Source organism: Streptomyces sp. NPDC050164, from assembly GCF_044459945.1.
In the GTDB taxonomy this organism is placed as follows: Bacteria; Actinomycetota; Actinomycetes; order Streptomycetales; family Streptomycetaceae; genus Streptomyces; species Streptomyces coeruleorubidus_A.
Genome location: NZ_JBITJK010000036.1, coordinates 16,423 through 42,589, shown reverse-complemented (window position 1 = coordinate 42,589; position 26,167 = coordinate 16,423). Strand labels below are relative to the sequence as shown.

Genomic DNA, 26,167 nt, shown 5'->3' with positions numbered 1-26,167 from the left:
CGGATCGAGGAACCGAGGAACCGACTTCATGAGCAACGCACTCGCCATCGCCCATGTCACCCAGGCCCTCGCCCTGCTGCTCGCGTCCAACGTAGGACCGGAGTTCGACGAGGCCGTGAAGGTGGAGCCGCACAAGCCGCCGACGGAGCCGCCGGACTACCCCACCCTCAACGTGTTCCTCTACCAGGTCACGCCCAACACGTCGATGCGCAACAACGACCTGCCGACCCGGGCGTCCGACGGCACGCTGGTGAAGCGGCCGGCCGCCGCGCTGGACCTGCACTACCTCATCAGTGCGTACGGCGACGAGACGACCCTGGTCGGGCAGCGGCTCATCGGCTCCGTGGTGCGAACCCTGCACGAGACACCGATTCTGCCGAAGGACGTCATCGAAGAGACCGGTCAACTCCCGCACCTGACGGGCAGCGATCTCGCGGAGGCGGCGCAGCGGGTGCGGTTCACGCCCACGGTGATGGACATCGACGAGACGTCGAAGCTGTGGGGGATGCTTCACCAGACGCCGTACGCCCTGTCGGTGGTCTACCAGGCGGCCCTCGTCTTCATCGAGGGCCGCGAGACGCCGGTGCCGGCGAAGCCGGTGGAGCGGCTCACGACGCGGGTGCTGCCGTTCGGGGCGCCCGGGGCACCGGTGCCGCCGGGCAGCCGGGCGGAGGCGCCGCGGGACAGTGAGAGCGGCGCGCCGGCTCCCGAGCCCGTTCCCGCGGAGAGCGGGACTTCGGGAGAAGCGCACGTCCGGGAGGCGCGTGAGAAGGCGCCCGCCAAGTCGGTCGCGAAGGTGCCTGCGAAGGCTGCGGCCAAGGCGCCCGCGAAATCCGCGGCCAAGGCGCCCGCGAAGGCTTCGGCCAAGGCACCTGCCCGCGCCCGAAAGGATGTGCAGGCCAGCAAGGCGGCGCAGACGGCCAGGCCCGCGCGTGGCGCGGCCAAGAGCACGGGTGCCGTGCCTTCTTCGGACTCCTCGTCGCAATCGTCGCCGGGCTCCTCTTCGGCGAGGGGCTCCGAGGGCGCGGAGAGCTGAGGCGGTATGGGGACAACGGGGGCAGGCGAGGACATGGGGACACACCGGACGGGCATGGCGGGCGCACCGGGCGGCAGCCCGACGCTGACCGCGGAGATCCGGCGCGTCCTGGCCCGTGTCGACAACCACGCGGCGCGCGCGGCCGGACCTGGCACGGCCGAAACGGGCACGGCATCGAAGTCCGGCGACGGCACCCCCGGTCGTGACACAGCCGTCGATCACGTACAGGACCCGGCGGCCCCCGCGACCGCCCCCCTCGACACGCTCGTCAACTGCTTCGGTCTCTCGGCCTTCGAACGGGACCTCGTACTCCTCACCGCCGCCTACGAGCTGGACCCCACGACCGCCGCCCGTTGCGCCGCCGCGAGCGGTGACCCGGAGCGGGCGTACCCCACCTTCTCGCTCGCCCTGGCCGCCCTCGCCGAACCGCACTGGAGCGCTCTGACCCCCGTGGCACCGTTGCGGCGCTGGCGCATCGTCGAGCTGGACGACGCGTCGCGCCTGACGCTGTCCCGGCTGCGGCTCGACGAACGCATCCTGCACTTCCTGCTCGGCTCGCCCTACCTGGACGCCCGGCTGCACGGCCAGCTGCGCCGCACTCCGGTGCCTGACGAACTGCCACCGTCGTACGACCTGGCCGCGAGCCGGGTCGCCGCCGGCTGGACCACCGCCGCGCGCCCGGACGCGCCGCTGCTCGTCGAGGTGGTCGGCGGCGATCTGCGCAGCCGGGCCGAGATCGCCGCCGCGGCGGCCGCGCGGTCCGGGCTCGGGCTGTACGCGATGAGCGCCGAGGACATCCCCACGGACGCGGCGGAGCGCGACCGGCTCGCCCGTCTGTGGCAGCGCGAGGCGATCCTGCTGCCCGCCGTGCTGCTCGTGGAGGTCGGCGAGCTGGACCGCGACCAGCACGCGGCCACCGACGCGTTCCTGACCGGGGCCGCTGTTCCCGTCGTCGTGTCGAGCGGCGATCCCCGGCACTCGGACCGACCGCACGGCGAGCGGGTGACCGTGCCGCGCCTGGACGACGAGGAGCAACTCGGTCTGTGGGCAGGCGCGTTCCGGGACGTCGTCGACATCGGCGAGAGCGAACTGCGATCGCTGGTCGCCCAGTTCGAACTGCCGCCGCACGTCGTACGCTCCGCCGCTGCCGCCGTACGCCGTGATCTGCCCGGCGAGGACGAACTCGACGCCGCTGGGCTCGCCTGGCGGGCCGGGCTGAACGAGGCCCGGATCGGGATGGATGAACTGGGCCGCCGTATCGAGCCCGAGGCGGGCTGGGGCGATCTCGTCCTGCACGACCGGCAGACGAGCGTGCTGCGGGAGATCGTCGCGCATGTGCGGCAGCGGGCCACCGTCCACCAGGAGTGGGGGTTCGCGGCGACGCTGCGGCGCGGCCTCGGCGTCACCGCCCTGTTCGCGGGCGGCTCCGGCACGGGCAAGACCCTGGCCGCCGAGGTCATGGCCAAGGAGCTGGGCCTGGATCTCTTCATCATCGACTTGTCGCAGGTGGTCAGCAAGTACATCGGCGAGACGGAGAAGAACCTCCGCAAGGTCTTCGACGCCGCCGAACGAGGCGGCGCGCTCCTGCTCTTCGACGAGGCCGATGCGCTCTTCGGCAAGCGCAGCGAGGTCAAGGACAGCCACGACCGGTACGCCAACCTCGAAGTCAGCTACCTGCTGATGCGGATGGAGGCCTACCGGGGTCTCGCCATCCTCACCACCAACATGAAGAAGGCCCTGGACACGGCTTTCATGCGTCGCATCCGCTTCGTCGTCGACTTCCCCTTCCCGGCGGAGCACGAGCGGGCGGAGATCTGGCGCCGGGTACTGCCGCCGCAGACCCCGACGAAGGGCATCGATCCGGAACTCCTCGCCCAACTCACCGTCGCGGGCGGCTCGATCCGCAACATCGCCCTGTCCGGCGCGTTCCTCGCCGCCGAGGAGGGCGACCGGCTGCAGATGCGACACATGCTCGCCGCGGCCCGCACCGAATACCTCAAGCTGGAACGCTCCTTGACACCGGGGGAGGTCCGCGGATGGGTGTGAACAGGCCCCATCGGCAGAGCGCGGCCGGTCGTCCCGAGCCGCGCGAGATCCGCGTCGACATCGGCGAGCTGGTCCTGGACGGCTTCGGCCCGTCCCTGGACCCGCGACGCGTATCGGCGTCGTTCGAGCGGGAGTTGACCCGTCTCGTACGGGAACACGGCGTGCCGCTGGCCGCGGACGGCGCCGTGTCGGTGGACGGCGTGTCGGGACTGCCCCCGATGCCCGCCGGGTTGTCCGCGCGCCGCCTCGGTCAGGAGCTGGCCCGCGCGGTGCACGCGGGGCTTTCGGGCCGTGGGGAGGTGACGCGATGACGACCTCCGCCTCCCAGGACTCCCAGGCGGCCGAGCAGGCCGCCGCCGAGCGCCGCCGCAAACGCAAGGAGCGCGCGGCGAAGAACCGCGCGCCCGAGCCGAAGAACATCGTCAGCGGAGCCGGGCAGCCACTGGACGCCGGTGTGCGCCGGGAGCTGGAGGAGCAGCTCGGCCACGACCTGGGCTCCGTACGCCTGCACACCGACCGCGACGCGAGCGCTCTCACCGGCATGCTGGGTGCGGACGCGGTGGCGGTGGGCCAGGACATCTTCTTCGGCGAGGGCCAGTACCAGCCGGGCACGCAGCAGGGCCGCGCCCTGCTCGCGCACGAGCTGCTGCACACGATCCAACACCCCTTCGCCAGCGGCACATTGGCGGCGGGCCGCGACCTGGGCCAGGTCAGCGCGCCCCACGAGGCGGCCGAGCGCGCCGCCGAGGACACCGCCCAGGCCGTGGCGCGCGGCGAGCAGGCACCCGAGATCGCCCCGGAGGCCAGCACCCCGGCGTGGATGCGCTACACCACCGTCCACGCCGACCGCAATCGGCTGGAGCACCTCGACCCCGCCACGCTGGTCGACCGCCTCGCCAACACGGTCATCCGCTCGCTCCGTACCGACCCGACGGACAGCACGCAGCGCGTCCGCGCCTCCCTGGCCCCGCTCTCGGAGGAACTGCAGGAGCGCGTACTGGATCGCCTGGAGCACCGGCTGCTCACCTCCGAGCACGACTTCGTGGTGGACCTGGTCACGGAGATCGACGAGGACGGCCAGGCGGAGAGCGAGGCCACCGCCCGGCAGCGCGGCCTCCTCGCTCCGGAGGTCGAGGAGGACACCGCCGAGGACGTACAGGCGGAGCGGGAGAGGGAGCAGGAGGCCGCCCAGGAGGAGCAGCAGCGCACCGAGCGGACGGGGCCCGCTCCCGGCCCGGAGAAGCAGTCCGTGGACGGGGCCGGGGACACCGCTCCCGCCGCGGGCAGTACGCCGGAGAACGCGGGCGGCACCATCCCGCAGGGCGGCACTCCGGGCGCGGACGCAGGGAAGGCCGAGGACGACAAGGAGTCCGACCCGCGGACGGGTGGGGACGCCTCCAGCCCCAAGGGGGACGGGGAGCAGCCCACATCGCCCGCCGCGCAGTCCGAGCAGAAGCCGGGGCAGCAGCAAGGGCAGCAGGATGCCGCGGCCGGCGAGAAGGCCGGAGCGCCGGCGTCCGGGAAGCAGGGCGAGAAGTCCGGCGCGGAGAAGAGCGGACAGCAGGGGCAGCAGCAGGACAAGGGGGACAAGGGGAAGCAGGGCGGCGGGAAGGACGGCGACCGCGCCGGGGCGAAGCAGGCCGAGGAGAAGGGCAAGAAGGAAGCCGGCCAGGAGGAGGCGGCGGGCCCGCGCGCCGACGCCGAGGACGAGGCCGCCAAGGCCCGCGAGAGCGCCGCCGCGGCCGAGGCGGCCAAGAAGGACGAGCCGGGCCGCGACGAGGGCACCCCCACTGACACGGGGAAGGACGACGGGTTCCCCGGCCGTGCCGGCATGCTGGACGGGGCCCGCGCCCAGGACCAGGAGGGCGAGGAGGAGCGGGAGGAGTCCCCCGGCCAGGGCGGCGACTCCGAGGTGGAGGTCGGCGGCGGGGAGCAGAGCGCCTGGGACATCAAACTCAGGCCGGAGGACTTCCTTCCCGAGCAGGACCTCGACGTGCCGACCTCCGACCAGATCGACGAGTCCGCCGGGAACTCCGCCCCGCCCACCCCCTCCTTCTCAGCCCCGCCGCCGACCAGGGCCGAAAAGGTGCAGGCACAGCGTCAGCAGGAGGACGAGGAGGACGCCGAGCGCGAGGCGGCGGCGGAGAAGGACGACCCGGGCACCGACGACTCCCCGCCCGTGCCGGGCGCCGAGGAGGAGGCGGCGGAGCAGTCGCGTCGTACGGAGAGCGAGCTCGACCCCGAGGAGAAGAACGAGCCGAAGCCCGCCCCGGGCGTCGCCTCCAAGGACCCCAAACAGGGCGACGATCCCAAGGCGGGCCCGGTCGCGGCCGAGGCCAACGTTCAGGAGGCCAAGGACCGTTCGAAGGAGACGGGCGGCGATACGGCAGAGAAGGCTGCCAAGGAGGAGAAGGGCACGCCCGCCGCGGGCGGCCCCGGTGACAAGTCCTCGGGCGGCGGCGAGAAGGGCTCGGCGCAGGCCCGCTCCGACACCTCGGCCGCCGCGTCCCCGTCGGACACGGCCACGAAGGGAGCCGAGGGGGAGAAGGCGGCTTCCGACGAGGGCGCCACGGGCGCGGCGAAGGCCGAGGAGTCCCCCGGTCCGCAGGAGTCGAAGGGGCCCAAGGACCAGGGCGGGAGCGGCACTTCGGAAGGGTCCACGTCCGGTGGCGGGACGACCGACTCCGGTAGCTCGGCCGATTCTGGCGCGACACCGTCGTCCGGCTCGACTGCCAGCCAGTCTGCGGGCAGCGACAACTCCGGTTCGAACACGGTGAGTTCAGGCTCGCGTACGGAGTCCCGCTCTTCCTCCCGTACGGAGAAGCCGAGCCCGAGGGCCCAGGAACCGCGGACGGAGAAGCCGAAGGAGCAGGCCCGGCAGCCGGAGAGCAGGGCGCAGACCAGGGCCGAGTCCGGGGGCGGGAACGACTCCGGCACCCGGGCGGCGCCCGCGCCGGCGCGCGGTGGGGGCGGCGGTGGCGGCGCCTCGAAGGGTGGCTCCACGGGTGGGGGCAAGGGCTCCGCGGCCAAGGGGAAGAAGGCGTCCAAGGCGGCGCCGGACCTCTCCGGTGGCTCCCCTGAGGAGGGCCTTTCCGCCGCGTCGAACCTCAAGCCGCACCAGGCCGTCGAGGCGATGGACAGCGTCGGCGGCGCCGTGGACAAGGACGTCGGCAAGGAACACAAGCAACTGGCGTCCAAGCCGCCCGCCATGGACCGCCCCACCGGCGCCCCGAAGACCCTGCACGGCAAGCCGGACGCCGAGGAAGCGGCGCAGTACAACGAGGACAAGGCCGCGCGCGCCGAAGACGCCAAGGACGAGAAGGCCGAGGTCAAGGGCGAGAAGAAGCCGGAAGGCAAGATCGACGCCGAGGAGATGGAGGAGCCGGACTTCTTCGACCAGATCGGGATGATGGCCGGTTACGCCATCGGTGGGATCGGCGACTGGCTCGGCTTCGACGTGACGGCGGAGGACCTGGCCGCCCAGTTCGCCGGGATGCCCACCAAGGACGAGGCCATGAAGGAGGCGCAGAACGGCACCGCGCCGGGCGTCGACATGCAGGGCCAGGCCGACGACAAGGCCACGGAGCAGGGCGGCAACACCGACGACAAGAGCCAGGAGGCCGCCGAGACCGGGGCTGACGACGCCGGTCGCAAGATGGGCGAGGACCAGGTCTACCCGGACGCGCCGAAGGAACGGCTCGAAGGGAAGGTGCCGGCCGAGCAGGGCGGCAAGTCGCGAGTCGGCGGGGGCGGCGCGAGCACCGGTGCCGTACCGCCTGAAGCGGCCTCGGAAGTGGCCGAGCACGAGCGCAAGCCGCAGTTCAAGAAGGCTCTCAGTGACGGCCGCCAGGACATGGGCAAGGGCCGGGAGAAGAAGAACCAGGACACCCGTACGTCCCAGGAGAAGCACAAGCGGCAGGTCGACAAGGAAGTCCAGTCCAACACCAAGGAACAGACGGGCAAGCGCGAGGGCGTCCTGACGGACGTGGACAAGCAGCGCTCCGACTGGACGGCGGAGCAGGACGACGAGCTGAAGAAGCTCGGCACGAAGAAGTCCGACCGTGAGAAGAAGATCCGCGACGACGTCAAGAAGGAAGAGGAGGACACCGACAAGGACGTCGACAAGCAGAAGGAGACCAGCGACAAGGACGTCAAGGACAAGGGCGACAAGGCCGAGGAGGACGCGGAGAAGAAGAAGGACGAGAACGTCGACGACTCCAAGGGCTGGCTGTCGAAGACGCTCGACTGGATCAAAGAGAAGTTCATCGAGCTGCGGGACAAGGTCGTCCAGATCATCAAGGACGCCCGTAACGCGATCATCGAGGCACTGAAAAGCTTCAAGGAGACGGTCGAGGGCTGGATCAACGCGGCCCGCGAGGGCATCGTCGAGATGATCAAGCAGTTCATCGAGGACCTGATCGAGTTCGTCGTGTCCTTGGTCGAAGCGATCATCGAAATCGGCCGCCGCATCCGCAAGTTCATCACGGACCTGATCAACGCGGCGCTCGCGTTCGTCACCCAGCTCGCCGACGCGCTGAAGCAGATCATGAAGGATCTGCTGGAGTCCATCGCGAAGCTTCTCAGTGACATCCTGAACGTCCTGAAGAAGATGCTTCTCGACGTCCTGAAGGCCTGCAAGGACGCGTTGAAGGCGGTCCTCGACTTCGCGACGAAGTTCATCGCCGCCTTCGGCGAGTTCATGATGATCCTGGTCGACATCCTCTCGGACCCCGGCGGCTGGCTGAGCGGCGCGAAGAACTCCGCGTACGACGGCGCGAAGAACCACCTCTTCAACGAGGTCAAGAGCGCGGTCAAGCAGTGGTTCAACGACAAGGTCAAGGAGATCACCGGCCTGACCGAAGCCGTCTGGAACAAGCTCATGAAGGGCGGCTGGACCCTCGAGAAGATCGCCAAGGAGGTGTGGGACGCGATCGTCCCCCAACTCCCGTTCATCATCGGCGAGATCGTCATCACGAAGGTCCTGGCGAAGCTGATCCCCGGCGCCGGCTGGGGCGCTGCCATCCTGGAGGCCATCCAGGCCGCGATCGGCTCACTGGGCGAGATCATCAAAGCCGTCGGTGCCCTCATCACCTGGCTGAAGTCCGTACGCCAGGGCGGTGCGGGCGTCCTCTTCGCCAAGGCGATCGCGGCCGGCGTCGTCGTCCTGCTGGAGATGGCCTACGAGCTGCTCCTCAGCGGCATCGGCAAGTACGTGTCGAAGGTGGGCCAGCGGTTGAAGGGCGTGGCCGCGAACCTGGGCAAGGACAAGGGCGGGGACAAGGACAAGGGTAAGGACGGGCAGGGCGGGGACGACAAGGGGTCCAACAAGGACGGGGACAAGGGTGCGCCCTCGTCGACACCCCCCAAGACGCAGACGGCCACGACGCCACCCGGCAAGAAGTCCCAGGACCCGCCGGGTAAGCCGAAGGACCAGGACAGTCCGGGTAAGCCGAAGGACCAGTCCGGTCCCGGCAAGCCGAAGGACCAGACCCCTCCCGCCAAGCCCAAAGACAAGGACGGCCCGACCAAGCCGAAGGACCAGGACGCGCCGGCGAAGCCAAAGGAAACGGACACTCAGGCCCCGTCCCCCAAGCCCACGAAGCCCAAGGGCCCCACGAACAAGAACGACAAGACCGAGGGCAAGAACAACACCCCGAGCAACAAGTCGACTACGCCGACGCCTCCCACATCCAAGGACAAGAACGGCAACCCGAAGGACAAGGACCAGCAGCCGGACAAGGACAAGCAGGACACCAAGCCGACTCCACCGGCCAAGCCCAAGCAGGACCCGGGCAAGAAGGACGGTCCGGACGGCACGAAGAAGGACGAGAACAAGGGCAACGAGGACAAGAGTCCGAACCCCGACAACAAGCGTCCCGATCCCGACTCCAAGAAGGACCCGTCGGACAACGACAGTCCGGGCAGGAAGGGCACCGACGGAGAGGGCAAGGGACGCAAGGACCCCGACAGCGACGGCAAGGAAAAGGACAAGGACGAACCCGGGCGCCCGAAGAGCAAGGACGCGAAGGACAAGAGAAGGAAGGAAGAAGAAGCCCAGTTGCCCCAGCAGGCACCTCCGCTACCGCAGGTGCGGTTCCGTATGGCGAATGGTGAGATCCACACTCTCTCCTTCAACGGGCGCACCAAGAGCGCAGACCTTCAGGTGCACAGCGAGCTGACGTCGATGGACACATTTCTAGAAGAATGGGGCATAGAAATTGGGGACATCGACGATGGGCGTGAGCGAAATAGCCAGACCGCCGCACTAGAGGGTGCGAAGGACATGCGCTCCAAGGTCGAAGAAGAGCAGGACGATGCGTCGCCGCGATACTCGAAGACGAGTGACAACCAGAGTCGCATCACGAGAGGCCGCCGGGTTGATTACGATAAATTGCGCCAAATGATGAACAGGTTGGCAGAGTTCATGTCGGTGCGAGATGCGAAGGATAATGAGCTGCCACCCACGGTCTGGCCTCCGTTCGCGGACAACGTGCGTGCTCACGAAAAATCCAAGGTGCACTATCTCCAAAAGAAGACGCCGTTTGGGGAAACATCCGACCAGAACGAGGACGGTAACCCCCTGGGATGGTCCGAGGACCTGTACAAGGGGCCTGATAAAACGGTTAAAATGCACCTCATTACGATGGTGATGGGCGGCCTCGCCTCGGGCTCCAATTTGATACCCTCCCCTCACCGCGTGAACCGGAGATTCGACACGGGAATCGAAAAGAAGGCAGAGAAAGCCGCTGCTAAATCCGACCGTTCGATGGTCTGGTATGAGATTGACGTGGAATTCTACCCCCACCCCGAAGAAAATTTCCCTCGCAACATCAGCAGCCAATGGAACACTTACGATAACAGAGGGGGAAGATGGGTAGAGAAAGACCCCGAACAGGGTAAGACATTCACAGAGCAGAATATCCCGTTGCCGCGCGCAAATGACGGGAATGCGGCGATTCGAATCAATGACCCGAAAGAATCCAAGACGCATATAGCGCGTGAGCTTGACGCTCCCTCCCGATACGCTGAAGCCATCCAGCGCTTCGCCAAAAAGCGCAAATTCGACGATGTCGAAGATCTTAAAACTCGACTCCAATCCTATGAGCTGGGTAAAAAGGATAGCGATCTCGACACGCTCGGAAAAGTACTGGAGGCGATCGAGAGGAACAGGGGGAGGATATCTGTCTAGAGCTTTACCGTGTAAGTTTAGCTCGATCAAGTCTAGGAAAGTGAGGTGTGCCGATGACCGTTCTCACCGAGCGCGAGACCCAACTGCTGGCGATGCACAGGCAGCTTGCGGAAAATCCGCAGGTGCAGATTTTCTCCGCCAAGCCGGGTCAGATTATCGAAGAATACGGCGATGCCCGGGAGGTTTTTGAAAAGATCTCCATATTGCACGGAATCGACCTTGACCCTTCTCTCCAGCGGTGTTTCGTCCGCTTCAGTTGGTTCTCCAGTCACTGGCGGATCGAGCGCCCAGGGATCCAGTTGACAGGTGAGTTCACCATTCGCCATCTCCTCACATCCATGAACGTCAATGCGCCGGACATTGATTGGGGAGAAACCCCGTCCGAGCGGCAACTCTATTCCGAGCTCCGTGTCATCGATCATCACCCCGGGAGCGGGACGGGAACATTTGCAGCGCTACGCATAAAACCCGATATGCCACAACCCGAGGTCTGGTTTCACGACTTCCGCATCGGGGCGTTCAAGATGGACATCGATTACTGCGATTACCTGGCCGCATTGACCATCACCAAGGGAACCTCCGGCTGGCACTATCTTTTCTGTGATGTTTCACTCGGTGATCGTGAATTCAGGCACATCGCCAGAGAGCTCGAAGACATGCTCACCGTGTTCTCAGAACTGTTTCCTGAGTATGACTACGCATCTCTGAGGCAACGTCTGGACGAACGGCTCCGCTAGGCACTGATCCACGATGACCTGCCCACCTCCCAGGAACATCAGAAGGACGCGGTATTCATGACCCGCTACGCCGACATCCCCAAACCCATCCGCTCCGGAATAGTCCTGGTCGACCCCGAGCTCGGCACCCCGCAGCGCATCATCGTGCTCCAGTTCAACCCGGACACCCTGGAACGCAGCCTCTCACCTCAGTCCGCAGGAGGCAGCGGCGATTCCGGTGGCGGAGGCAGCGGCAACGGGGACAGAAACGAAGCGCTCCGCCTCAAGGGCCCCGCCCAGGAGACCTGGAAGTTCACCGCCGAGATCGATGCCACCGATCAGTTCGAGGTCGCGGCGCCGGACGGGATTCACCCTCAACTCGCGGTGCTCGAAATGCTCGTGCAGCCGACGTCCTCCCAACTGCGCGAAGCCAGCCGGCAGTCGCAGAAGGGGACCATCGAGATCTCTCCGATCGAGATGCCGCTCACCCTCTTCACCTGGGGGAGCAAGCGGGTCATGCCCGTGCGGCTCACCGAACTGTCCATCAACGAGTCCGCGTTCGACGTCAATCTGAATCCGATCCGGGCCTCGCTCAGCATCGGACTCAAGGTGCTCACCGTCAGCGATCTGCCGATGGGGCACCCGGGCGCCGAGTTGTACTACGCGCATCTCGCGCAGAAGGAGCGCCTCGCCGCCGCCGCGCGCACCGCGGGGATCGGGTCGCTGGGGCTCGGCTCCGGTGGCATCGGCGTGGGAAGGGGCTGAGGAGCGAACGCCATGGCTGACATCGAGCCGTACGAGAACGCGCTTGACGCGATACCGGGAGCCCACCCGTACCCCCGGACAAGCCGGTACCACGATGCCGAGATCGGCGTGCACCGGCTGCCGGACGGGACCGAGGTCCGGTACGCCAAGCGGCGGTTGCTCCCTCCGCTGGAGGAAACAGGCGACGCCACGCAGACCCACACCGTCCGCACCGGTGAGCGGCCCGACCTGCTCGGGCAGCGCTACTTCGGCGACCCCGGCCAGTGGTGGCAGATCGCCGACGCCAACCCGGTACTGGATCCGCGGGAGCTCACCGACGAACCCGGTCGCGAGGTCGACGTGCCGCTCGCCGGGCACTTCCCGCAGGGGCCGCAGGGAGTCCGGCGTGGCTGAACTGCCCGTGGGGCGCGGCCCCGTTCACATCACTCTGCACATGGGGCCGAAGCTGGCCAAGCCCGTGCCCGCGGAGGTCGCCGAGGCACTCCTCTCAGCCCAGATCACCGCCACCGCGGGCGAGCGCTCCGGCTTCCAGCTCGCCTTCGACCTCACCAAGAACGGGCTCATCAGCCGCACCCTCCTGCCCGAGGGCTTCTTCGACCCGAAGACGCGGCTCATCGTGACCGTCACCGTCCGCGGCACCCCCGAGGTGCTCTTCGACGGGCTCGTCGTGCGCCAGGAAGTCGGGGCCAGCAACCAGCCGGGGCACTCCACGCTCACCGTCACCGGCGAGGACCTGAGCCTCCTCATGGACCTGGAGGAGCGGACCGACCGCTACCCCAATCTGCCGCCCTCCCAGCGCGTCCTGGCCATCCTGCGCCGCTACTCCGACTACGGCATCCGGCCCGACGTGTACACCGAGAAGATCGCCCAGCCCCCGCACCAGGACCTCCGCGTCCACTACCAGACCGGCACCGACCTCCAGTACATCAACGAGCTCGCCCGGGCCAACGGCTACACCTTCTACCTGGAGCCCGGCCCCAACCCCGGTCACTCCTCCGCCCGTTGGGGACCCGAAGTGCGCCTCGGCATCCGCCAGCACGCCCTCAACGTCAACATGGACGCCAACTCCACCGTCGACCAGCTCACGTTCGCCTACGACGGGACGGCCCGCGAGGAGCCGCAGGCCCGCTGGCAGGACCCCGGCACCCGGCAGTCCACCCTCCTGCCCCAGCCGCCGATCAGCCCGTTGCGCCCGCCGCTCGGCAAGCGACCCACCCCGGCTCTCAAGCGCAGGACCCTCTCCGGCACCGCCAAGCACCAGCGTGAACAGGCCGAGGCCGAACTGCTCGCCCGGGCCGCCGTGTCCGCCGACGTCATCTCCGGTTCCGGCTCGCTCGACGTGAACCGGCACGGCTACATCCTCCAGCCGCGCCAGCTGGTCGGCGTGCGCGGCTCGGGCCGTACGTACGACGGCGACTACTACGTCAAGTCCGTCACGCACAACCTGCGTCCGGGCTCCTTCCGGCAGAACTTCACGCTCTCCCGAGAGGGACTCGAAGCACGCAGCGCCTACGTCAGGCCCTGACCCACCCCGACCCGAACATCACGACCAGGAGCAGTACACATGGCGGCACCCGGCAATCGCTACCTCGGCAAGTTCCGCGGCCGAGTCGTGGACAACAACGATCCGCTGCACATCGGCCGCATCACCGTCGAGGTCCCGGACGTCCTGGGCGACGAGCCGTCGACCTGGGCGCTGCCCTGTCTGCCGTTCACGGGGCCGCAGGCCGGGCAGTTCGTGGTGCCGTCGCCCGGCGCCGGTGTGTGGGTCGAGTTCGAGCAGGGCGACCCCAGCTTCCCGGTGTGGACGGGGTGTTGGTACGGGGAACAGGCCGAGCTGCCGCCCGACGCCCGCCGGCTCGTCCAGCCGGCGTCCCAGGCCAAGCCCGTCGTGGTCCAGACACCCGAGGCGCACAAGATCGTGATGAGCGATCCGCCCGGCACCGACCAGGGAATCCTGCTCCAGGCCCAGGGCGGCGCCTACATCCGCATCACCAAGGAAGCCATCGTGATCTCCAACGGCCTGGGCGCGGAAATCACCCTGCGCGGCGACCAGGTGGACGTGAACGAGGGCCAGTTGACCGTCGCGTCCAAGCGATAGAAACGGGGGAACGAAGAACGTGTCCGGAACATCCGGGAGTCTGCTGGACACCGCCGCCGTGATCGGCTGCCCGCACGGCGGGCGCGTCACGGCGGCCACCCCACCGGCCGGCGGCGTACGCGTCGCGGGCGCCGCCGTCGCCACCACCGCGCACAACTACGTGGTCACCGGCTGCCCGCACACCGTCGACCGGGTGCCGATGCCGTGCGTCACGGTCCGCTGGACCGCGGGCAGCAGCGGCATCACCGTCGACGGCGCGCCCGTGCTGCTCGACATCTCCGCCGCCCAGTGCTTCACCGCGGCCTTCGTCCCGCAGGGACCGCCCGTCGTCCAGGGCACGCAGCGAAAGGTCACCGTCCGATGAGTCCCACGAGCCGCGGTACACGCCCCCGCAGCGACATCGCCTTCCCCTTCCGCGCGGACCGTCGCGGACGCACCGCGCACGCCACCCACGGCGAGCACGTCCACGACCTGATCGAGCAGTTGCTGTTCACCAGCCCCGGCGAGCGCGTGATGCGCCCCGACTTCGGCTGCGGGCTCCTCGACCTCGTGTTCACCCCCAACAGCCCCGAACTGATTAGCACGCTCGAACTGTCCGTGCAGGCCTCGCTCCAGAGCTGGCTCGGCGACCTCATCGACGTGGAGGCCCTCGACGTGGTCAGCGAGGACCACGTCGTGCGCGTGTACCTGTCGTACGCCCTGCGCGCCACCGGCACCCGGCACGAGGACGTCTTCGAAGGGAGGGCCGCATGACCACCGGCACCACCGCGTCCCGCCGGGCCCGCGTGCGCGCCGCCCAGTTGGGCGGTGTCGACACCGTCGAGGTCGGCGACGACGGCCTGCTGCTCACCGTCACGTTCCTCGGCAAGGCCCCGCACGGCCTCGGCCCCGAGAACGTCCGCATCGACGGCGGCCGGCGCATCACCGGCATCACCGCCGTCGACGTCAGCGTGGAGCGCGAGGAGGACCCCGAGCTCGACGACCGGCTCTACGTCACCCTCGACAAGGGCGGCGACACCTCCCGCTACCGGCTCTCCCTCGTCGAGACCGACCCGTACGGACGGCCCGGCACCGAGCCCTACCGCGGCTTCGACCAGCGCTACCACAGCGCCACGTTCTCCTTCCGGCCCGACTGCCCGACCCCCTTCGACTGCAAGGACCAGGACGAGCCGGAGCCGGACTTCCCCGCCGCGCCCGTCATCGACTACACGGCCCGCGACTACGACACCATCCGCAAGCTGCTCCTGGACCGGCTCGCGCTCACCACCCCCGACTGGGTCGAGCGCAACGCCGCCGACCTGGGCACGACCCTCGTCGAACTCCTCGCCTACACCGGCGACCAGATCAGCTACCAGCAGGACGCGGTCGCCACCGAGGCCTACCTCGACACCGCCCGCCGCCGCGTCTCCGTACGCCGCCACGTCCGGCTCATCGACTACGCGATGCACGACGGCTGCAACGCCCGCGCCTACGTCACCGTTCGCACCGCGGACGACCGCACGCTCGCCCCGGGCACCTTCCGCTTCGCCTCCGTCGACGTGCGCAGCCTCGACCCGCACGACCGCCCCGAGCCGGGCACCGTCATCGACGAGAGCGAACTCGGCGACCTCGACGAGCGCGGCTCGGTGGAGGTCTTCGAACCGGTCGTCGCCACCGACCCGCTTCAGCTGCGGGTCGCGCACAACGCGATCCGGCTGTGGACCTGGGGCGGCGAGGTGTGCACCCTGCCGAAGGGCGCCACCGCCGCCACCCTGCGGGACGCCTGGGTGGACCCGGAGACCTGCCGCGAGCGCCGTCTCGACCTCAGGCCCGGCGACGTCATCGTCCTGGAGGAGGTGAAGGGCCCGCGCACCGGCACCCCCGGCGACGCCGACCCCAGCCACCGCCAGGCCGTCCGCCTCACCTCCGTCACCCCCGGCCTGGACCGGATCGAGGACCAGCCGGTCCTGGAGGTCACCTGGGCCGCCGAGGACGCGCTGCGTTTCCCGCTCTGCCTCACCACGCGCGGCGGACGCGACTGCCTGCCCGTCGAGGACGTCACGCTCGCCCGCGGCAACGTCGTCCTCGTCGACCACGGCCGGACCCTGACCGGGCTGCCCGAGACGGTCACCGTGCCGACTGTGCCCGCCGTGGTCGCCCCCTGCGACCGGCCCGCCTTCGGTTGCCGGGACACCGAGGAGGGCAACGCGCCCGCGCGGCTCGTCAACGCCCTGACGGACAAGACCCGGTCGGGCCGGGCGCTCGTCCCCGACGACGTCCGCGAACTCTTCGAGGTCGTCGGCGAGCGCACAACCGCACGCGCCGGCCTCGGCCTGGAGCGCGCCGGGCAGCGGCACGAACAGGTCGTGCCCGGCACGGCGTACGCCCAGACCGCCGCGCTGCGCACCCTGCTCGCCCAGTCGGTCTACCCGGGCATCGCGCCCCGCTTCCGCCCGGTCCTCGGCCGTACGCCCGTCACCCAGGCGGTGCCCTTCCCCGACCCCGGCACCGTCGCCGCCGGGCAGGCCGAGCGGATCGCGGCCATCCCGGGCCGCATCCGGCAGCGGCTGGTCGAGCTGTGGCGCAGCGCTCGCGACCGGGACGGGCTCGGCGAGCAGGAGATCGCCGAACTCGCCGTGGTCTACGGCCTGAACGTGCTGGAACGCTTCGAACTGCGCCGCCACCCGGTCCGCGCCCTGCGCGAACTGCTGTACCGCAGCGACCAGTTGCTCGACACCAAGCTGCGCCGCGTCGAGGTCCTCGCCGCCCGGGCCCGCGCGGGCACGGTCCTCGACGGGCACATCGCCTGGGAGATCGCGCACAGCTGGGGCCCGGCCTACGCGGCCGGTCTCCACCCCGAGGAGACGGTGCTGCGCGGCTCGGCGACCGCCGCCCTGGCCCAGGACCCGCGCCGGGCGCTGCCCGCCGTACGCGTCCACGGCGACGACGAGACCTGGGAGCCGCGCCGCGACCTGCTCGACAGCGGTCCGCGCGAGCGGCACTTCGTGGGCGAACTGGAGGACGACGGTCGTATGGCCCTGCGTTTCGGCGACGGCCGGCACGGCGCGAAGCCCAGGCCCGGTTCCCGGCTGGCACTGCGTTACCGGCTCGGCGGCGGCACCGCCGGCAACGTCGGCGCCGAGGCCATCAACCACCTTGTCGTGCAAGCCGGTTGCGAAGCGCCGGCCGTCGCCGTGCGCAACCCCTTGCCCGCGGCCGGCGGCACCCAGCCCGAACCGGTCGAGCAGGTACGCCAGCTCGCCCCGCTCGACCTGCGCCGCACCCGGCTGCGCGCCGTCACCGCCGAGGACTACGCGGCCCTCGCCACCGCCCTGCCGGGCGTGCAGCGGGCGGCGGCCGAACTCCGCTGGACGGGCAGCGTCCAGGAGGCACACATCGCGATCGACGCCGACGGCACCGCCGCCCCGTCGCGGGACCTGCTCGACTCGGTCGCCCAGGCGTTGGAGACGTACCGGCGCATCGGCCACGACCTCGTCGTGGGCCCCGCCCGCCTGGTGCCGCTCGACATCGCGCTGACCGTCTGCGCCGAGCCGGGCCACCAGCACGGGCAGATCCTGGCCGAGCTGTACCGCGTGCTCGGCAGCGGGCGGCTGCCGGGCGGACGGCTCGGCTTCTTCCACCCCGACGCGCTCACCTTCGGTGAACCGGTCCGGCTCAGCCGCCTGGTCGCCGTCGCCGCGGCCGTGCCCGGCGTGCAGAGCGTCGAGGTCACCCGGCTGCGGCGGCTGTACGGACAGGACCGAGGAGAGAGGGAGGACGGCGTGCTGCGGCTCGGCCCGCTGGAGATCGCCACCTGCGACAACGACCCGGACCGGCCGGAGAACGGCCTGCTGGCGATATCCCTGGGAGGTGCCCGATGACGGACACGCACCCGGTCACCGCGACCGACGAGTGCGGCTGCGGCGGCGCCTGCCGCGGCGGCCACGACGAGCGCCTCGCGCCGGCCCCGTTGCACAACCCGCCCGGCCGCACCGCGCTGGACTACCGCGTCGGCGAGTACGGCTCCTTCCTGGCCGCCCTGCTCGACCGGCTCGCCTCACCCGCCTACCCGGCACTCAACCAGCTCACCGTCCGCACCCCGGACGACCCGGCGATCGGCCTGCTCGACGCCACCGCCGTCCTCGGCGACCTGCTCACCTTCCACTCCGAGCGCATCGCCGACGAGGCCTACGTCCGCACCGCGAACGAGCACCGCTCCCTGGTGCTGCTCGGCCGGCTCGTCGGACACCGGCCGCGCCCCGGCGTCGCCGCCGCCACGCACCTGGCGTACACCCTCGAACGCGACCCGCGCGCAGAGGCCCAGAACGTGCTGGTCCCGCGCGGTGCGCGCAGCCACAGCGTGCCCGCGTCCGCCGGCGAGGAGTCGCTGACCTTCGAGACCAGCCGGGACCTGACGGCCCGCTGGGACTTCAACGAGCTGAAGGTCCGCCGCCGCCGTCCCTCGCTGCTCACCCCGCGGGACCTGGAGAAGCGCTCCGCGCTCTTCGTCGAGGGCACCGCGCACTCCCTCAGGACCGGCGACCAGTTGCTGTTCGTCTTCGGGGAAGGCGCCGGCGGCGAGCGCAAGCTGCTGCCGGTGGCGAACACGCGCGTCGACCGGGACGACGACGTCACGGCGATCTCCCTGCCGAAGTCGGCGCCGCCGACCCTGAAGGAACTCGTCGACGAGGTGCGGCGCTGGACCGCGCTGCCCGCGCAGCCCGGAGAGCCCGGCGAGGAACCGCCCACCCCTCAGGTCCCCAACCCGCGCCCGGTCAGCCGGCTCATCGAGGACTTCGAGGACCAGGTCCTCGCCCCGCTCCGGGCCGACCTGGACGGCGTCAAGACGCCCGAGCGGCTCGCGGCCCGCCTCGCGGAGCCCGTAGCCCGCCTCGGCGAGGCCCAGGTGCTGGCCACGCACTACGAGGACGTGGCCGCGTGGTTCGAGCAGCTGGAGGCGGTGCTGGCGGAACTCGCCGAGCGGGCGCTGGAGTTGGCGCCCGCCCAGACGGAGGAGGTCCCGGAGACCAGGACGAGCACGGAGCTCGGCCCCCGGCAGACCGCCCTCGAAGCCCTCGGCTCCGTCCTCCCCGCCCTGCGCGCCACGGCCCCCGCCTCCCGGGGCGCCACCGGCCCTCAGCTCCCCGGCACCGACACCGCCCGCCTGCTGTCCGCCCTCAACCCCGGCCTCGGCAGCCTCTACCCGGCCTGGCGCACGGCCGCCGCCCCCGGCGCCCCGCGGCTCCTGCGCGAGCTGCTCGCCCTGCGCGTCACCGCGGCCCCCTTCGGCGCCACGGCCCCGCTCAAGCCGGTCCAGGACGACCGCGGCCGGGTCATCCGTACCGCCGACTGGCCGCTGACCGGAGCGGTGCTGGCGACCATGCGCGTCGTGTACGACGCGGCGGGCAAGACCCCGGTCCGGGCCGAGTTCCAGTACGTCGAGGGCAGCAGCTCCGACCAGCGCGCGGAGAACCTGCCCGTCACCCAGCCGGTCACCTTCACGCTCGGCCCCGGCCAGGTCGAGCTGTCCGTGCGCTCCGGCCAGGACCGCGACCTGAGCTGGCTGAACCGGCGGCCCGCCGACTCCCAGGAACCCGGCGTCACCGCCCGCCTCCACTCCGGCCTGCCCGAGCGCACCCTGTTCGTGTCGCGGCCCGACGACGAAGGCCTGATCCACGTCGGCGTCCACAACGGCACGTCCGAGCAGATCGCCCTGCGCCCCGGCGCCAGTGAGCAGTTCACGCACGGAGAGCACGAGGTCAGCCTCAAGTACACGGTGGGCAGCGCCGAACCCAACGTCGAGATCGTCATCGCCACCAAGCCGGAGCCCGTCAACCGCCGCACGCTCCAGCTGGACACCGTGCACGAGGGCATCACCGTCGGCAGCTGGGTGGCGATCCAGCGGCCCGCCAAAGGCTCCGACAAGGGCGTCCCCGGCGATCCGAAGCTGGCGTTCGTCACGACCCAGGTCACGGCGGTGCGCACGGCCGCGTACACCAACTACGGCATCACCGGCCGCGGCACCGAACTCACCCTCGCCGACGCCTGGTTGGACGAGTTCGACGTGCTCCTGTCGCACATCCGCGACACCACCGTGCACGCGGCCGGCGAGCCCCTGCGCCTCGCCGACGAACCGCTGGGCGAGGACGTGCACGGCAACGAGATCGAACTCGCCGAGCTGTACGAGGGCCTCAGGCCGGGCCGCAAGCTCATCGTCGAGGGCGAACGCAGCGACATCCCCGGCACGGCGGGCGTCCGGGCCACCGAGGTCGTCACCATCGCCGCCGCCGACCCCGCCGCGGACCGCCGGCTCCCCGGCGACCACATCCACACCCGGCTCACCCTCACCGCCGACCTCGCCCACCGCTACCGTCGTGAGACGGTCCGCATCCTCGGCAACGTCGTCGAGGCCACCCATGGCGAGAGCCGCGAGGAGGCCATCGGCAGCGGCGACTCGGACCGCGTCAACCAGACCTTCGCGCTCTGGCAGTCCCCGCTGACCTGGCTCGCCGACGACAACCCCCTCGGCGCCACCCCGGTCCTGGAGATCCGGGTCGACGGCGTGCTGTGGCACGAGGTCGACAGCCTCGCCGGACGCGGCCCGACCGAGCGGGTCTACATCACCGGCTCCACGGCCGACGGCCGGACCACGGTGACCTTCGGCGACGGTGTGCACGGCGCCCGGCTGCCCTCCGGCCACGAGAACGTCCGCGCCCGCTACCGTTTCGGCACCGGCAAGGCAGCCAACGTCCCGGCCGACCGCGTCACCCAGCCGCTCACCCGGCCCCTCGGCGTCACCGCGGTCACCAACCCGCGCCCCGCCACCGGCGGCGCGGACGCCGACGGCCCGGGCCTGACCCGCCGCACGGTTCCGCTGGCCGTCTCGGCCCTGGACCGGCTGGTCTCCGAGTCCGACTACGAGGACTTCGCCCGCTCCCGGGCCGGCATCGGCCGGGCCTCGGCACGCGAACTCTTCGACGGGCGGCGGCGCGTGCTGCACGTGACGGTCGCGGGCACCGACGACGTGCCCATCGCGCCCGACTCGAACACCCTGCGCGCCCTGCGCGGCGCCCTCACCGAGTACGGCGACGCGAACCTCCCGGTCCGCGTGGACGGCCGGGAACTGGTCCTGCTGCTGATCGCCGCCAAGGTGAAGGTGGCCCCCGACCACGCCTGGCAGACCGTCGAGCCGCGCCTGCGGCAGGCCCTGCTGAACCGGCTCGGCTTCGAGGGCCGGGAGCTGGGCCGCCCCGCCCGCCTCTCCGAGGTCCTGGCCACCGCCCACACCGTGCCCGGCGTCGACTACGTGGACGTCGACATCTTCACCGGCGTGCCCGCCTCCGCCACCCCGAAGGAGCTCACCGAGCTGCTCACCCGGCCCGGCCCGCCCAGGGCGACCGTCCCGGCGCACCCCGCGACATACGACGAGAAGATCCACACCGTCCGCGCCGAGAACGGCGAGACGCTCTCGGAGATCTGCGCCCGGTACGGCCTCCCGCTGGCCGAACTCCTGCGCCTCAACCCCGACATCACCGACACCCGGCGCCTGCCCAAGGGCCGGTCGGTGTACGTCTTCCGCGGCATCCGCCCGGCCCAGCTCGCGCTGCTGTCGCCCCGGGCCGCGGACACCCTGATTCTGACGGAGGTCAAGTGATGTCCCCGGACACCCAGTTGGAGACGCAGGCCCCGGTGGTGCCCAGGGAACCGGACGGGCTCGCCGAACTGCTGCCCCGCTGGCACCTGCTGCGCGACGCCGAGGAGGGCGAGCCGCTGCGCGCCCTGCTCGCGGTGATCGCCGAGCAGCTCGACCGCGTCCGCGACGGCGTCCAGCAGGGCTACGAGGACCTGTTCGTGGAGACGGCGGCCCCCTGGGTGCTGCCGTACCTCGGCGACTTGGTCGGTTACCGCACCCTGCCCGGCTACGAGCGCGTCCTGACCACCGGTCTGCACGACGGCGGCCGGGCGGCCCTCGCCGAGGCGGTCGCCCCGCGCCGGGACGTGGCCGCCACGGTCGCGGGCCGCCGCCGCAAGGGGACCCTGCACCTGCTGGAGGAGCTGTCCGAGCGGGTGGCGGGCTGGCCCGCGCGGGCCGTCGAACTGTCCCGGCAGGTCGCCCACACCCAGCCGGTGAAGCTGTACGGCACGGGCACGCACCGCGGCGAGCGCGGACGGCTGGCCGACCTGCGCGACGGCGCCGAACTCGCCCTCGGCGGCGGCCCGTTCGCGAACTCGGCCCGTACGGTCGACGTCCGCCGCGCCGAGTCACGGCACCGGCAGGGCGGCTGGACCCCGGCCGGCGTCGCACTCTTCGTGTGGCGGCTGCAGGCGTACGCGCTGACCCGGAGCCCGGCCTACTGCATCGACCGGGCCCGCAACCTCTACACCTTCTCGATCCTCGGCAACGACACCCCGCTGGTCACCAAGCCGCTCCCGGAGCCCTCGCCGGCGCACATCGCCACCGTCGACAACGTGCCGGCGTTCGTCACCCGCCGTCTGCTGCACGACCGGCTGCTCGACTACTACGGCCCCGGCAAGAGCTTCGTGATCCGCCTCGACGGCGAGGACAACCCCGTACCGCCCTCGGACATCGTGGTCGCCGACCTGTCGGACTGGCGCTACCGGCCGAAGCGTGGCCAGGTGGCCGTCGACCCGGAGCTGGGCCGGATCGCGTTCGGTTCGCGCTCCGCGCCGCGGCAGGGCGTGTGGGTGGACTACCACTACGCGTTCGCCGCAGACATGGGCGGCGGCGAGTACGAGCGCGACCGCGAGCCGCGTCCTGACGCCGAGGTGTACCGGGTCGGCCCCGGACAGCCCTACCGGCAGATCATGGACGCCTACCGGGCCTGGCAGCACGACCGCCGGGCCGACCGCACCGGCCCCGCCGGCATCATCGAGATCACGCACAGCGGCGCCTACCAGGAGCAGCTGGACTTCGACCTCGACCCGGGCGACCGGCTCGAACTGCGCGCCGCCGAGGGCACCCGCCCCGTCGTCCGCCTGCTCGACTGGTACAGCAACCGCCCCGACGCCCTCAACATCCGCGCGGTGTCCGACGACTGCGCCCCGCACGAGCGGCCGCGGGTCGTCCTCGACGGACTGCTCGTCGCCGGGCGCGGCATCAACGTGGCGGGGGCGATGGGCGCCGTCGTCGTACGGCACACCACGCTCGTGCCCGGCTGGTCCCTGGAACCCGAGTGCGAGCCGCACTCGCCAGAGGAGCCGAGCATCGTCCTGGACCGCACCACCGCCTGCCTCCAGATCGAGCACAGCATCCTCGGCACCATCGAGGTCATCGGCGACGAGGTGAGCGAGGACCCCCTCGACATCCACATCCGCGACAGCGTCCTCGACGCCACCGCCGACGACCGCGAGGCCCTGTCCGCCCCGGACTGCCGCCACGCCCACGCCGTGCTGCACCTGCACCGCACCACCGTCATCGGCGAGATCCACACGCACGCCGTGAAGATCGCCGAGAACAGCGTCTTCACGGGCAGGCTGCACGTGGCGCGCCGCGGCATCGGCTGCCTGCGCTACTCCTACGTCCCCACCGGCTCCCGCACTCCGCGCCGCCACCGCTGCCGGCCCGAACAGGCCTCGGACATCAGGCCGTTGTTCACCTCCCAGCGCTACGGGACGCCCTGGTACGGCCTGTTGTCCGACCGCTGCCCCGAGGAGATCCGGCGTGGCGCGGACGACGGCGCCGAGATGGGTGCCTTCCACGACCTGTACCGGCCGCAGCGCGAGGACGGCCTCAGGGCCCGGCTCGCCGAGTACACGCCCGCGGGCACCGACGCCGGGATCTTCTTCGTGACGTGAGGCGCGCACCCGCCACCGACCTTGTGAACCCGCACTTCTGAACCAGGGGGGACACCCTTCATGCACGCAGACCTCTCCCGCTCCACGTTCCGCCCGGAGCGGCACTACTCCGCGGTCGTCGCCCAGCAGGGCCGCGTCCAGCTCGACGCCGACCTCAACGAACAGACCGCGATCCAGCTCCACCAGGCCCGTACCCTCGCCGCCGACCTGATCGGACCGCACGGCGGGCCGCGCTATGCCGCCGGCTTCCGCATCGAGTACGTGGGCGGCAAGCACGAGATCGACACCCTCCTCGTCCACGGCGGCCGCTACTACGTCGACGGCATCCTGTGCGACGCCGACCGCCCGGCCGCCGGCGTCCCCGTCACCGACGAGGACAGCGAGGAGTCGGCGCCGGAGCAGCCCGCGCACTGGACCTACTGGGACCAGCCCGACGGCTTCCGCGACCCGGAGAAGCCCGGCGACCGGCTGCCCTCGCCCGCCCAGACGCCGTTCGTCGTCTACCTGAACGTGTGGGAGCGCTCGGTCTCCGCGGCCGAGGACCCCGCGCTGCGCGAGGTCGCCCTCGGCGCGGCCATGCCCGACACCGCCGCCCGGGTGAAGGTCGTCTGGCAGGTGCTGCCGCTGTCCCTCGCCGCGCTGGAGATCGAGGAGACCGACCCGTCCAAGGACGTCGTCCGCGCCGCGTTCACCCGCTGGGCGCAGCGCCGGTCGGCCCCCTCGGCCCGGCTCGCCGCCCGCAGCGAGCGGCCCGACCACGCCGACGAGGACCCGTGCCTGGTCAAGCCGGACGCCCGCTACCGCGGCCCGGAGAACCAGCTGTACCGGGTGGAGGTCCACGAGGGCGGCGAGGCGAAGGACGCCACCTTCAAGTGGTCCCGCGAGAACGGCTCCGTCGTCTTCCCCGTCGACGAACTGGACGGCACCTGGGTGCAGTTGGCGTCCCTCGGCCACGACGACAAGCTGGACCTGGACGTCGGCGACCACGTGGAGTTCGTCGACACCGCCTACGCCTCCCGACTGGAGCCCCTGCCGCTGCTGCGGGTCGAGGAGCTGGACCTGCCGGGCCGCCGCGTCCGCCTGTCCGCCGAACCCGCCCCGGGAGTGGGGCGGCTCGCGCACCTGAACCCGTACCTGCGCCGCTGGGACCACCACGGCGGCCCGAGGCGCAAGGGCCGCACCACCGCCCTGCGCGGAGGTGCGGTCCCCGTCACGGAGGGGGAGTGGCTGCCCCTGGAGGACGGCGTCGAGGTGTACTTCGCCAAGGGCGGTACCTACCGCACCGGCGACCACTGGGTCGTCCCCGCCCGCACCGCCACCGGCAGCGTCGAGTGGCCGGTGGACGCGGCCCGCCGTCCGCTGCTCCAGGGCCCGGCCGGCATCGCCCGGCACTACGCCCCGCTGGCCCTGATCAAGGGCGAGGGCAGCGCGATCGACCTGCGCCTGGCGTTCGGCCCGCTGGCGAGCAGCATGCCGCCCGCGGACGAGGCGACGCTCGCCGCCGAGGAGCAGGCACACCGCGAGGAACTGGCCGCCGAGGACCCCTCCCACGGGCGGTCCCAGACCACAGCCGAGGCGGAAGCCGCCGCGGAAGGAGACAACTGATGGCCAAGCCGCTGAGCGCGTCCAAGCTGGTGGAGATCCTCAGAGCCGAGGGCGTGACCGTCCACGAGGTCCGCAGCTGGCGCACCCACAACCGCAACAGCAAGGGCCCCTGGGGCCCGGTGAACGGGGTGATGATCCACCACACCGTCACCTCCGGCACCGCCGCCTCCGTCGACATCTGCTACGACGGCTACTCCAGCCTGCCCGGCCCCCTGTGCCACGGCGTCATCGACAAGAAGGGCCATGTGCACCTGGTCGGCAACGGCCGGGCCAACCACGCCGGCCCCGGCGACAGCGACGTCCTGCGCGCCGTGATCAACGAGTCGAAGCTGCCGCACGACAACGAGGCCGACACCGACGGCAACCGGCACTTCTACGGCTTCGAGTGCATCAACCTCGGCAACGGCAAGGACCCCTGGCCCGAGGCGCAGAAGGAGGCCATCGAGAAGGTGGCCGCGGCGATCTGCCGGCACCACGGCTGGTCCGAGCGCTCCGTCATCGGCCACAAGGAGTGGCAGCCGGGCAAGGTCGACCCGCGCGGTTTCACCATGGACGGCATGCGCAAGCGCATAGCCCAGCGGCTCAAGGGCGGCGGAGGCGGCAGCAAGCCGGCCCCCGACCCGAAGCCGTCGCCCAAGCCGTCCTACGAGCCGTTCCCCGGCGCCGCGTTCTTCCACGTCGGCCAGCGTTCCCCGATCATCACGGCGATGGGCCGCCGCCTGGTCGCCGAGGGATGCAGCCGCTACGAGGAGGGCCCGAGCCCCGACTGGTCAGAGGCCGACCGCCGGTCCTACGCGCTCTGGCAGCAGAAGCAGGGCTTCTCCGGCAAGGACGCCGACGGCATCCCCGGCAAGCTCACCTGGGACCGGTTGAAGGTGCCGAAGTCCTAGGGGGTGCCTAGCGACCGCGTGCGC

Annotated in this window: 16 protein-coding genes; all 16 read left to right on the top strand. The window is 70.8% G+C overall.

Features of this window, described 5'->3' with window-relative positions:
* Window positions 1–28: 28 nt before the first annotated feature.
* The 16 genes from ACIBNA_RS34645 to ACIBNA_RS34570 are packed head-to-tail and all read left to right on the top strand — an operon-like array spanning window position 29 to window position 26,143.
* A complete protein-coding gene (locus ACIBNA_RS34645; RefSeq protein ID WP_399169140.1) occupies window positions 29–1,036 on the top strand; it encodes a DUF4255 domain-containing protein in 1,008 nt (335 codons plus the stop codon).
* Window positions 1,037–1,069: 33 nt separating this feature from the next.
* Complete coding sequence (locus tag ACIBNA_RS34640) at window positions 1,070–3,082, top strand: ATP-binding protein (protein WP_399169139.1); 2,013 nt, start codon at window positions 1,070–1,072, stop codon at window positions 3,080–3,082.
* Window positions 3,073–3,393 carry a hypothetical protein gene (locus tag ACIBNA_RS34635; RefSeq protein ID WP_399169138.1) on the top strand — a complete coding sequence of 107 codons (321 nt, stop codon included), beginning with the start codon at window positions 3,073–3,075 and terminating at the stop codon, window positions 3,391–3,393. The genes ACIBNA_RS34640 and ACIBNA_RS34635 overlap by 10 nt, the downstream gene beginning before the upstream one ends.
* Window positions 3,390–10,271: a DUF4157 domain-containing protein gene (locus ACIBNA_RS34630; RefSeq protein ID WP_399169137.1), complete on the top strand. Its 6,882-nt coding sequence runs from the start codon at window positions 3,390–3,392 to the stop codon at window positions 10,269–10,271. Before ACIBNA_RS34635 ends, ACIBNA_RS34630 begins: the two co-directional genes overlap by 4 nt.
* 53 nt (window positions 10,272–10,324) lie before the next feature.
* Window positions 10,325–11,008, top strand: coding sequence for a hypothetical protein (locus ACIBNA_RS34625; protein ID WP_399169136.1), 684 nt, complete (start codon window positions 10,325–10,327; stop codon window positions 11,006–11,008).
* Between the two features lie 57 nt (window positions 11,009–11,065).
* Window positions 11,066–11,752, top strand: coding sequence for a hypothetical protein (locus ACIBNA_RS34620; protein ID WP_399169135.1), 687 nt, complete (start codon window positions 11,066–11,068; stop codon window positions 11,750–11,752).
* A 12-nt stretch (window positions 11,753–11,764) separates the two neighbouring features.
* Window positions 11,765–12,145 (top strand): hypothetical protein, encoded by a 381-nt coding sequence (locus ACIBNA_RS34615; protein ID WP_399169134.1) that lies wholly within the window; start codon window positions 11,765–11,767, stop codon window positions 12,143–12,145.
* Window positions 12,138–13,277, top strand: a complete 1,140-nt coding sequence (locus ACIBNA_RS34610; RefSeq protein WP_399169133.1) for a hypothetical protein — start codon at window positions 12,138–12,140, stop codon at window positions 13,275–13,277. Before ACIBNA_RS34615 ends, ACIBNA_RS34610 begins: the two co-directional genes overlap by 8 nt.
* A 39-nt stretch (window positions 13,278–13,316) precedes the next feature.
* Window positions 13,317–13,853 (top strand): phage baseplate assembly protein V, encoded by a 537-nt coding sequence (locus tag ACIBNA_RS34605; RefSeq protein ID WP_020276139.1) that lies wholly within the window; start codon window positions 13,317–13,319, stop codon window positions 13,851–13,853.
* 19 nt (window positions 13,854–13,872) lie between these two features.
* A complete protein-coding gene (locus tag ACIBNA_RS34600; protein WP_399169132.1) occupies window positions 13,873–14,217 on the top strand; it encodes a hypothetical protein in 345 nt (114 codons plus the stop codon).
* Complete coding sequence (locus tag ACIBNA_RS34595) at window positions 14,214–14,606, top strand: GPW/gp25 family protein (RefSeq protein ID WP_086854390.1); 393 nt, start codon at window positions 14,214–14,216, stop codon at window positions 14,604–14,606. Before ACIBNA_RS34600 ends, ACIBNA_RS34595 begins: the two co-directional genes overlap by 4 nt.
* Window positions 14,603–17,713 carry a putative baseplate assembly protein gene (locus ACIBNA_RS34590; RefSeq protein ID WP_399169131.1) on the top strand — a complete coding sequence of 1,037 codons (3,111 nt, stop codon included), beginning with the start codon at window positions 14,603–14,605 and terminating at the stop codon, window positions 17,711–17,713. Before ACIBNA_RS34595 ends, ACIBNA_RS34590 begins: the two co-directional genes overlap by 4 nt.
* Entirely contained in the window at window positions 17,710–21,486 is a 3,777-nt protein-coding gene (locus ACIBNA_RS34585; protein WP_399169130.1) for a putative baseplate assembly protein, read from the top strand. Before ACIBNA_RS34590 ends, ACIBNA_RS34585 begins: the two co-directional genes overlap by 4 nt.
* Window positions 21,486–23,648: a hypothetical protein gene (locus tag ACIBNA_RS34580; protein WP_399169129.1), complete on the top strand. Its 2,163-nt coding sequence runs from the start codon at window positions 21,486–21,488 to the stop codon at window positions 23,646–23,648. Before ACIBNA_RS34585 ends, ACIBNA_RS34580 begins: the two co-directional genes overlap by 1 nt.
* Window positions 23,649–23,708: 60 nt before the next feature.
* Window positions 23,709–25,253, top strand: a complete 1,545-nt coding sequence (locus ACIBNA_RS34575) for a DUF6519 domain-containing protein (protein ID WP_399169128.1) — start codon at window positions 23,709–23,711, stop codon at window positions 25,251–25,253.
* Window positions 25,253–26,143, top strand: coding sequence for a peptidoglycan-binding protein (locus ACIBNA_RS34570; protein ID WP_399169127.1), 891 nt, complete (start codon window positions 25,253–25,255; stop codon window positions 26,141–26,143). Before ACIBNA_RS34575 ends, ACIBNA_RS34570 begins: the two co-directional genes overlap by 1 nt.
* Window positions 26,144–26,167 lie beyond the last annotated feature (24 nt).

What these genes read in the sequence shown, in the direction of transcription:
- ACIBNA_RS34575 (WP_399169128.1), top strand. Translation starts at nt 23,709, where the DNA reads ATGCACGCAGACCTCTCCCGCTCCACGTTCCGCCCGGAGCGGCACTAC.
- ACIBNA_RS34640 (WP_399169139.1), top strand. Translation starts at nt 1,070, where the DNA reads ATGGGGACACACCGGACGGGCATGGCGGGCGCACCGGGCGGCAGCCCG.
- ACIBNA_RS34590 (WP_399169131.1), top strand. Translation starts at nt 14,603, where the DNA reads ATGACCACCGGCACCACCGCGTCCCGCCGGGCCCGCGTGCGCGCCGCC.
- ACIBNA_RS34585 (WP_399169130.1), top strand. Translation starts at nt 17,710, where the DNA reads ATGACGGACACGCACCCGGTCACCGCGACCGACGAGTGCGGCTGCGGC.
- ACIBNA_RS34615 (WP_399169134.1), top strand. Translation starts at nt 11,765, where the DNA reads ATGGCTGACATCGAGCCGTACGAGAACGCGCTTGACGCGATACCGGGA.
- ACIBNA_RS34630 (WP_399169137.1), top strand. Translation starts at nt 3,390, where the DNA reads ATGACGACCTCCGCCTCCCAGGACTCCCAGGCGGCCGAGCAGGCCGCC.
- ACIBNA_RS34620 (WP_399169135.1), top strand. Translation starts at nt 11,066, where the DNA reads ATGACCCGCTACGCCGACATCCCCAAACCCATCCGCTCCGGAATAGTC.
- ACIBNA_RS34635 (WP_399169138.1), top strand. Translation starts at nt 3,073, where the DNA reads ATGGGTGTGAACAGGCCCCATCGGCAGAGCGCGGCCGGTCGTCCCGAG.
- ACIBNA_RS34625 (WP_399169136.1), top strand. Translation starts at nt 10,325, where the DNA reads ATGACCGTTCTCACCGAGCGCGAGACCCAACTGCTGGCGATGCACAGG.
- ACIBNA_RS34580 (WP_399169129.1), top strand. Translation starts at nt 21,486, where the DNA reads ATGTCCCCGGACACCCAGTTGGAGACGCAGGCCCCGGTGGTGCCCAGG.
- ACIBNA_RS34570 (WP_399169127.1), top strand. Translation starts at nt 25,253, where the DNA reads ATGGCCAAGCCGCTGAGCGCGTCCAAGCTGGTGGAGATCCTCAGAGCC.
- ACIBNA_RS34605 (WP_020276139.1), top strand. Translation starts at nt 13,317, where the DNA reads ATGGCGGCACCCGGCAATCGCTACCTCGGCAAGTTCCGCGGCCGAGTC.
- ACIBNA_RS34595 (WP_086854390.1), top strand. Translation starts at nt 14,214, where the DNA reads ATGAGTCCCACGAGCCGCGGTACACGCCCCCGCAGCGACATCGCCTTC.
- ACIBNA_RS34645 (WP_399169140.1), top strand. Translation starts at nt 29, where the DNA reads ATGAGCAACGCACTCGCCATCGCCCATGTCACCCAGGCCCTCGCCCTG.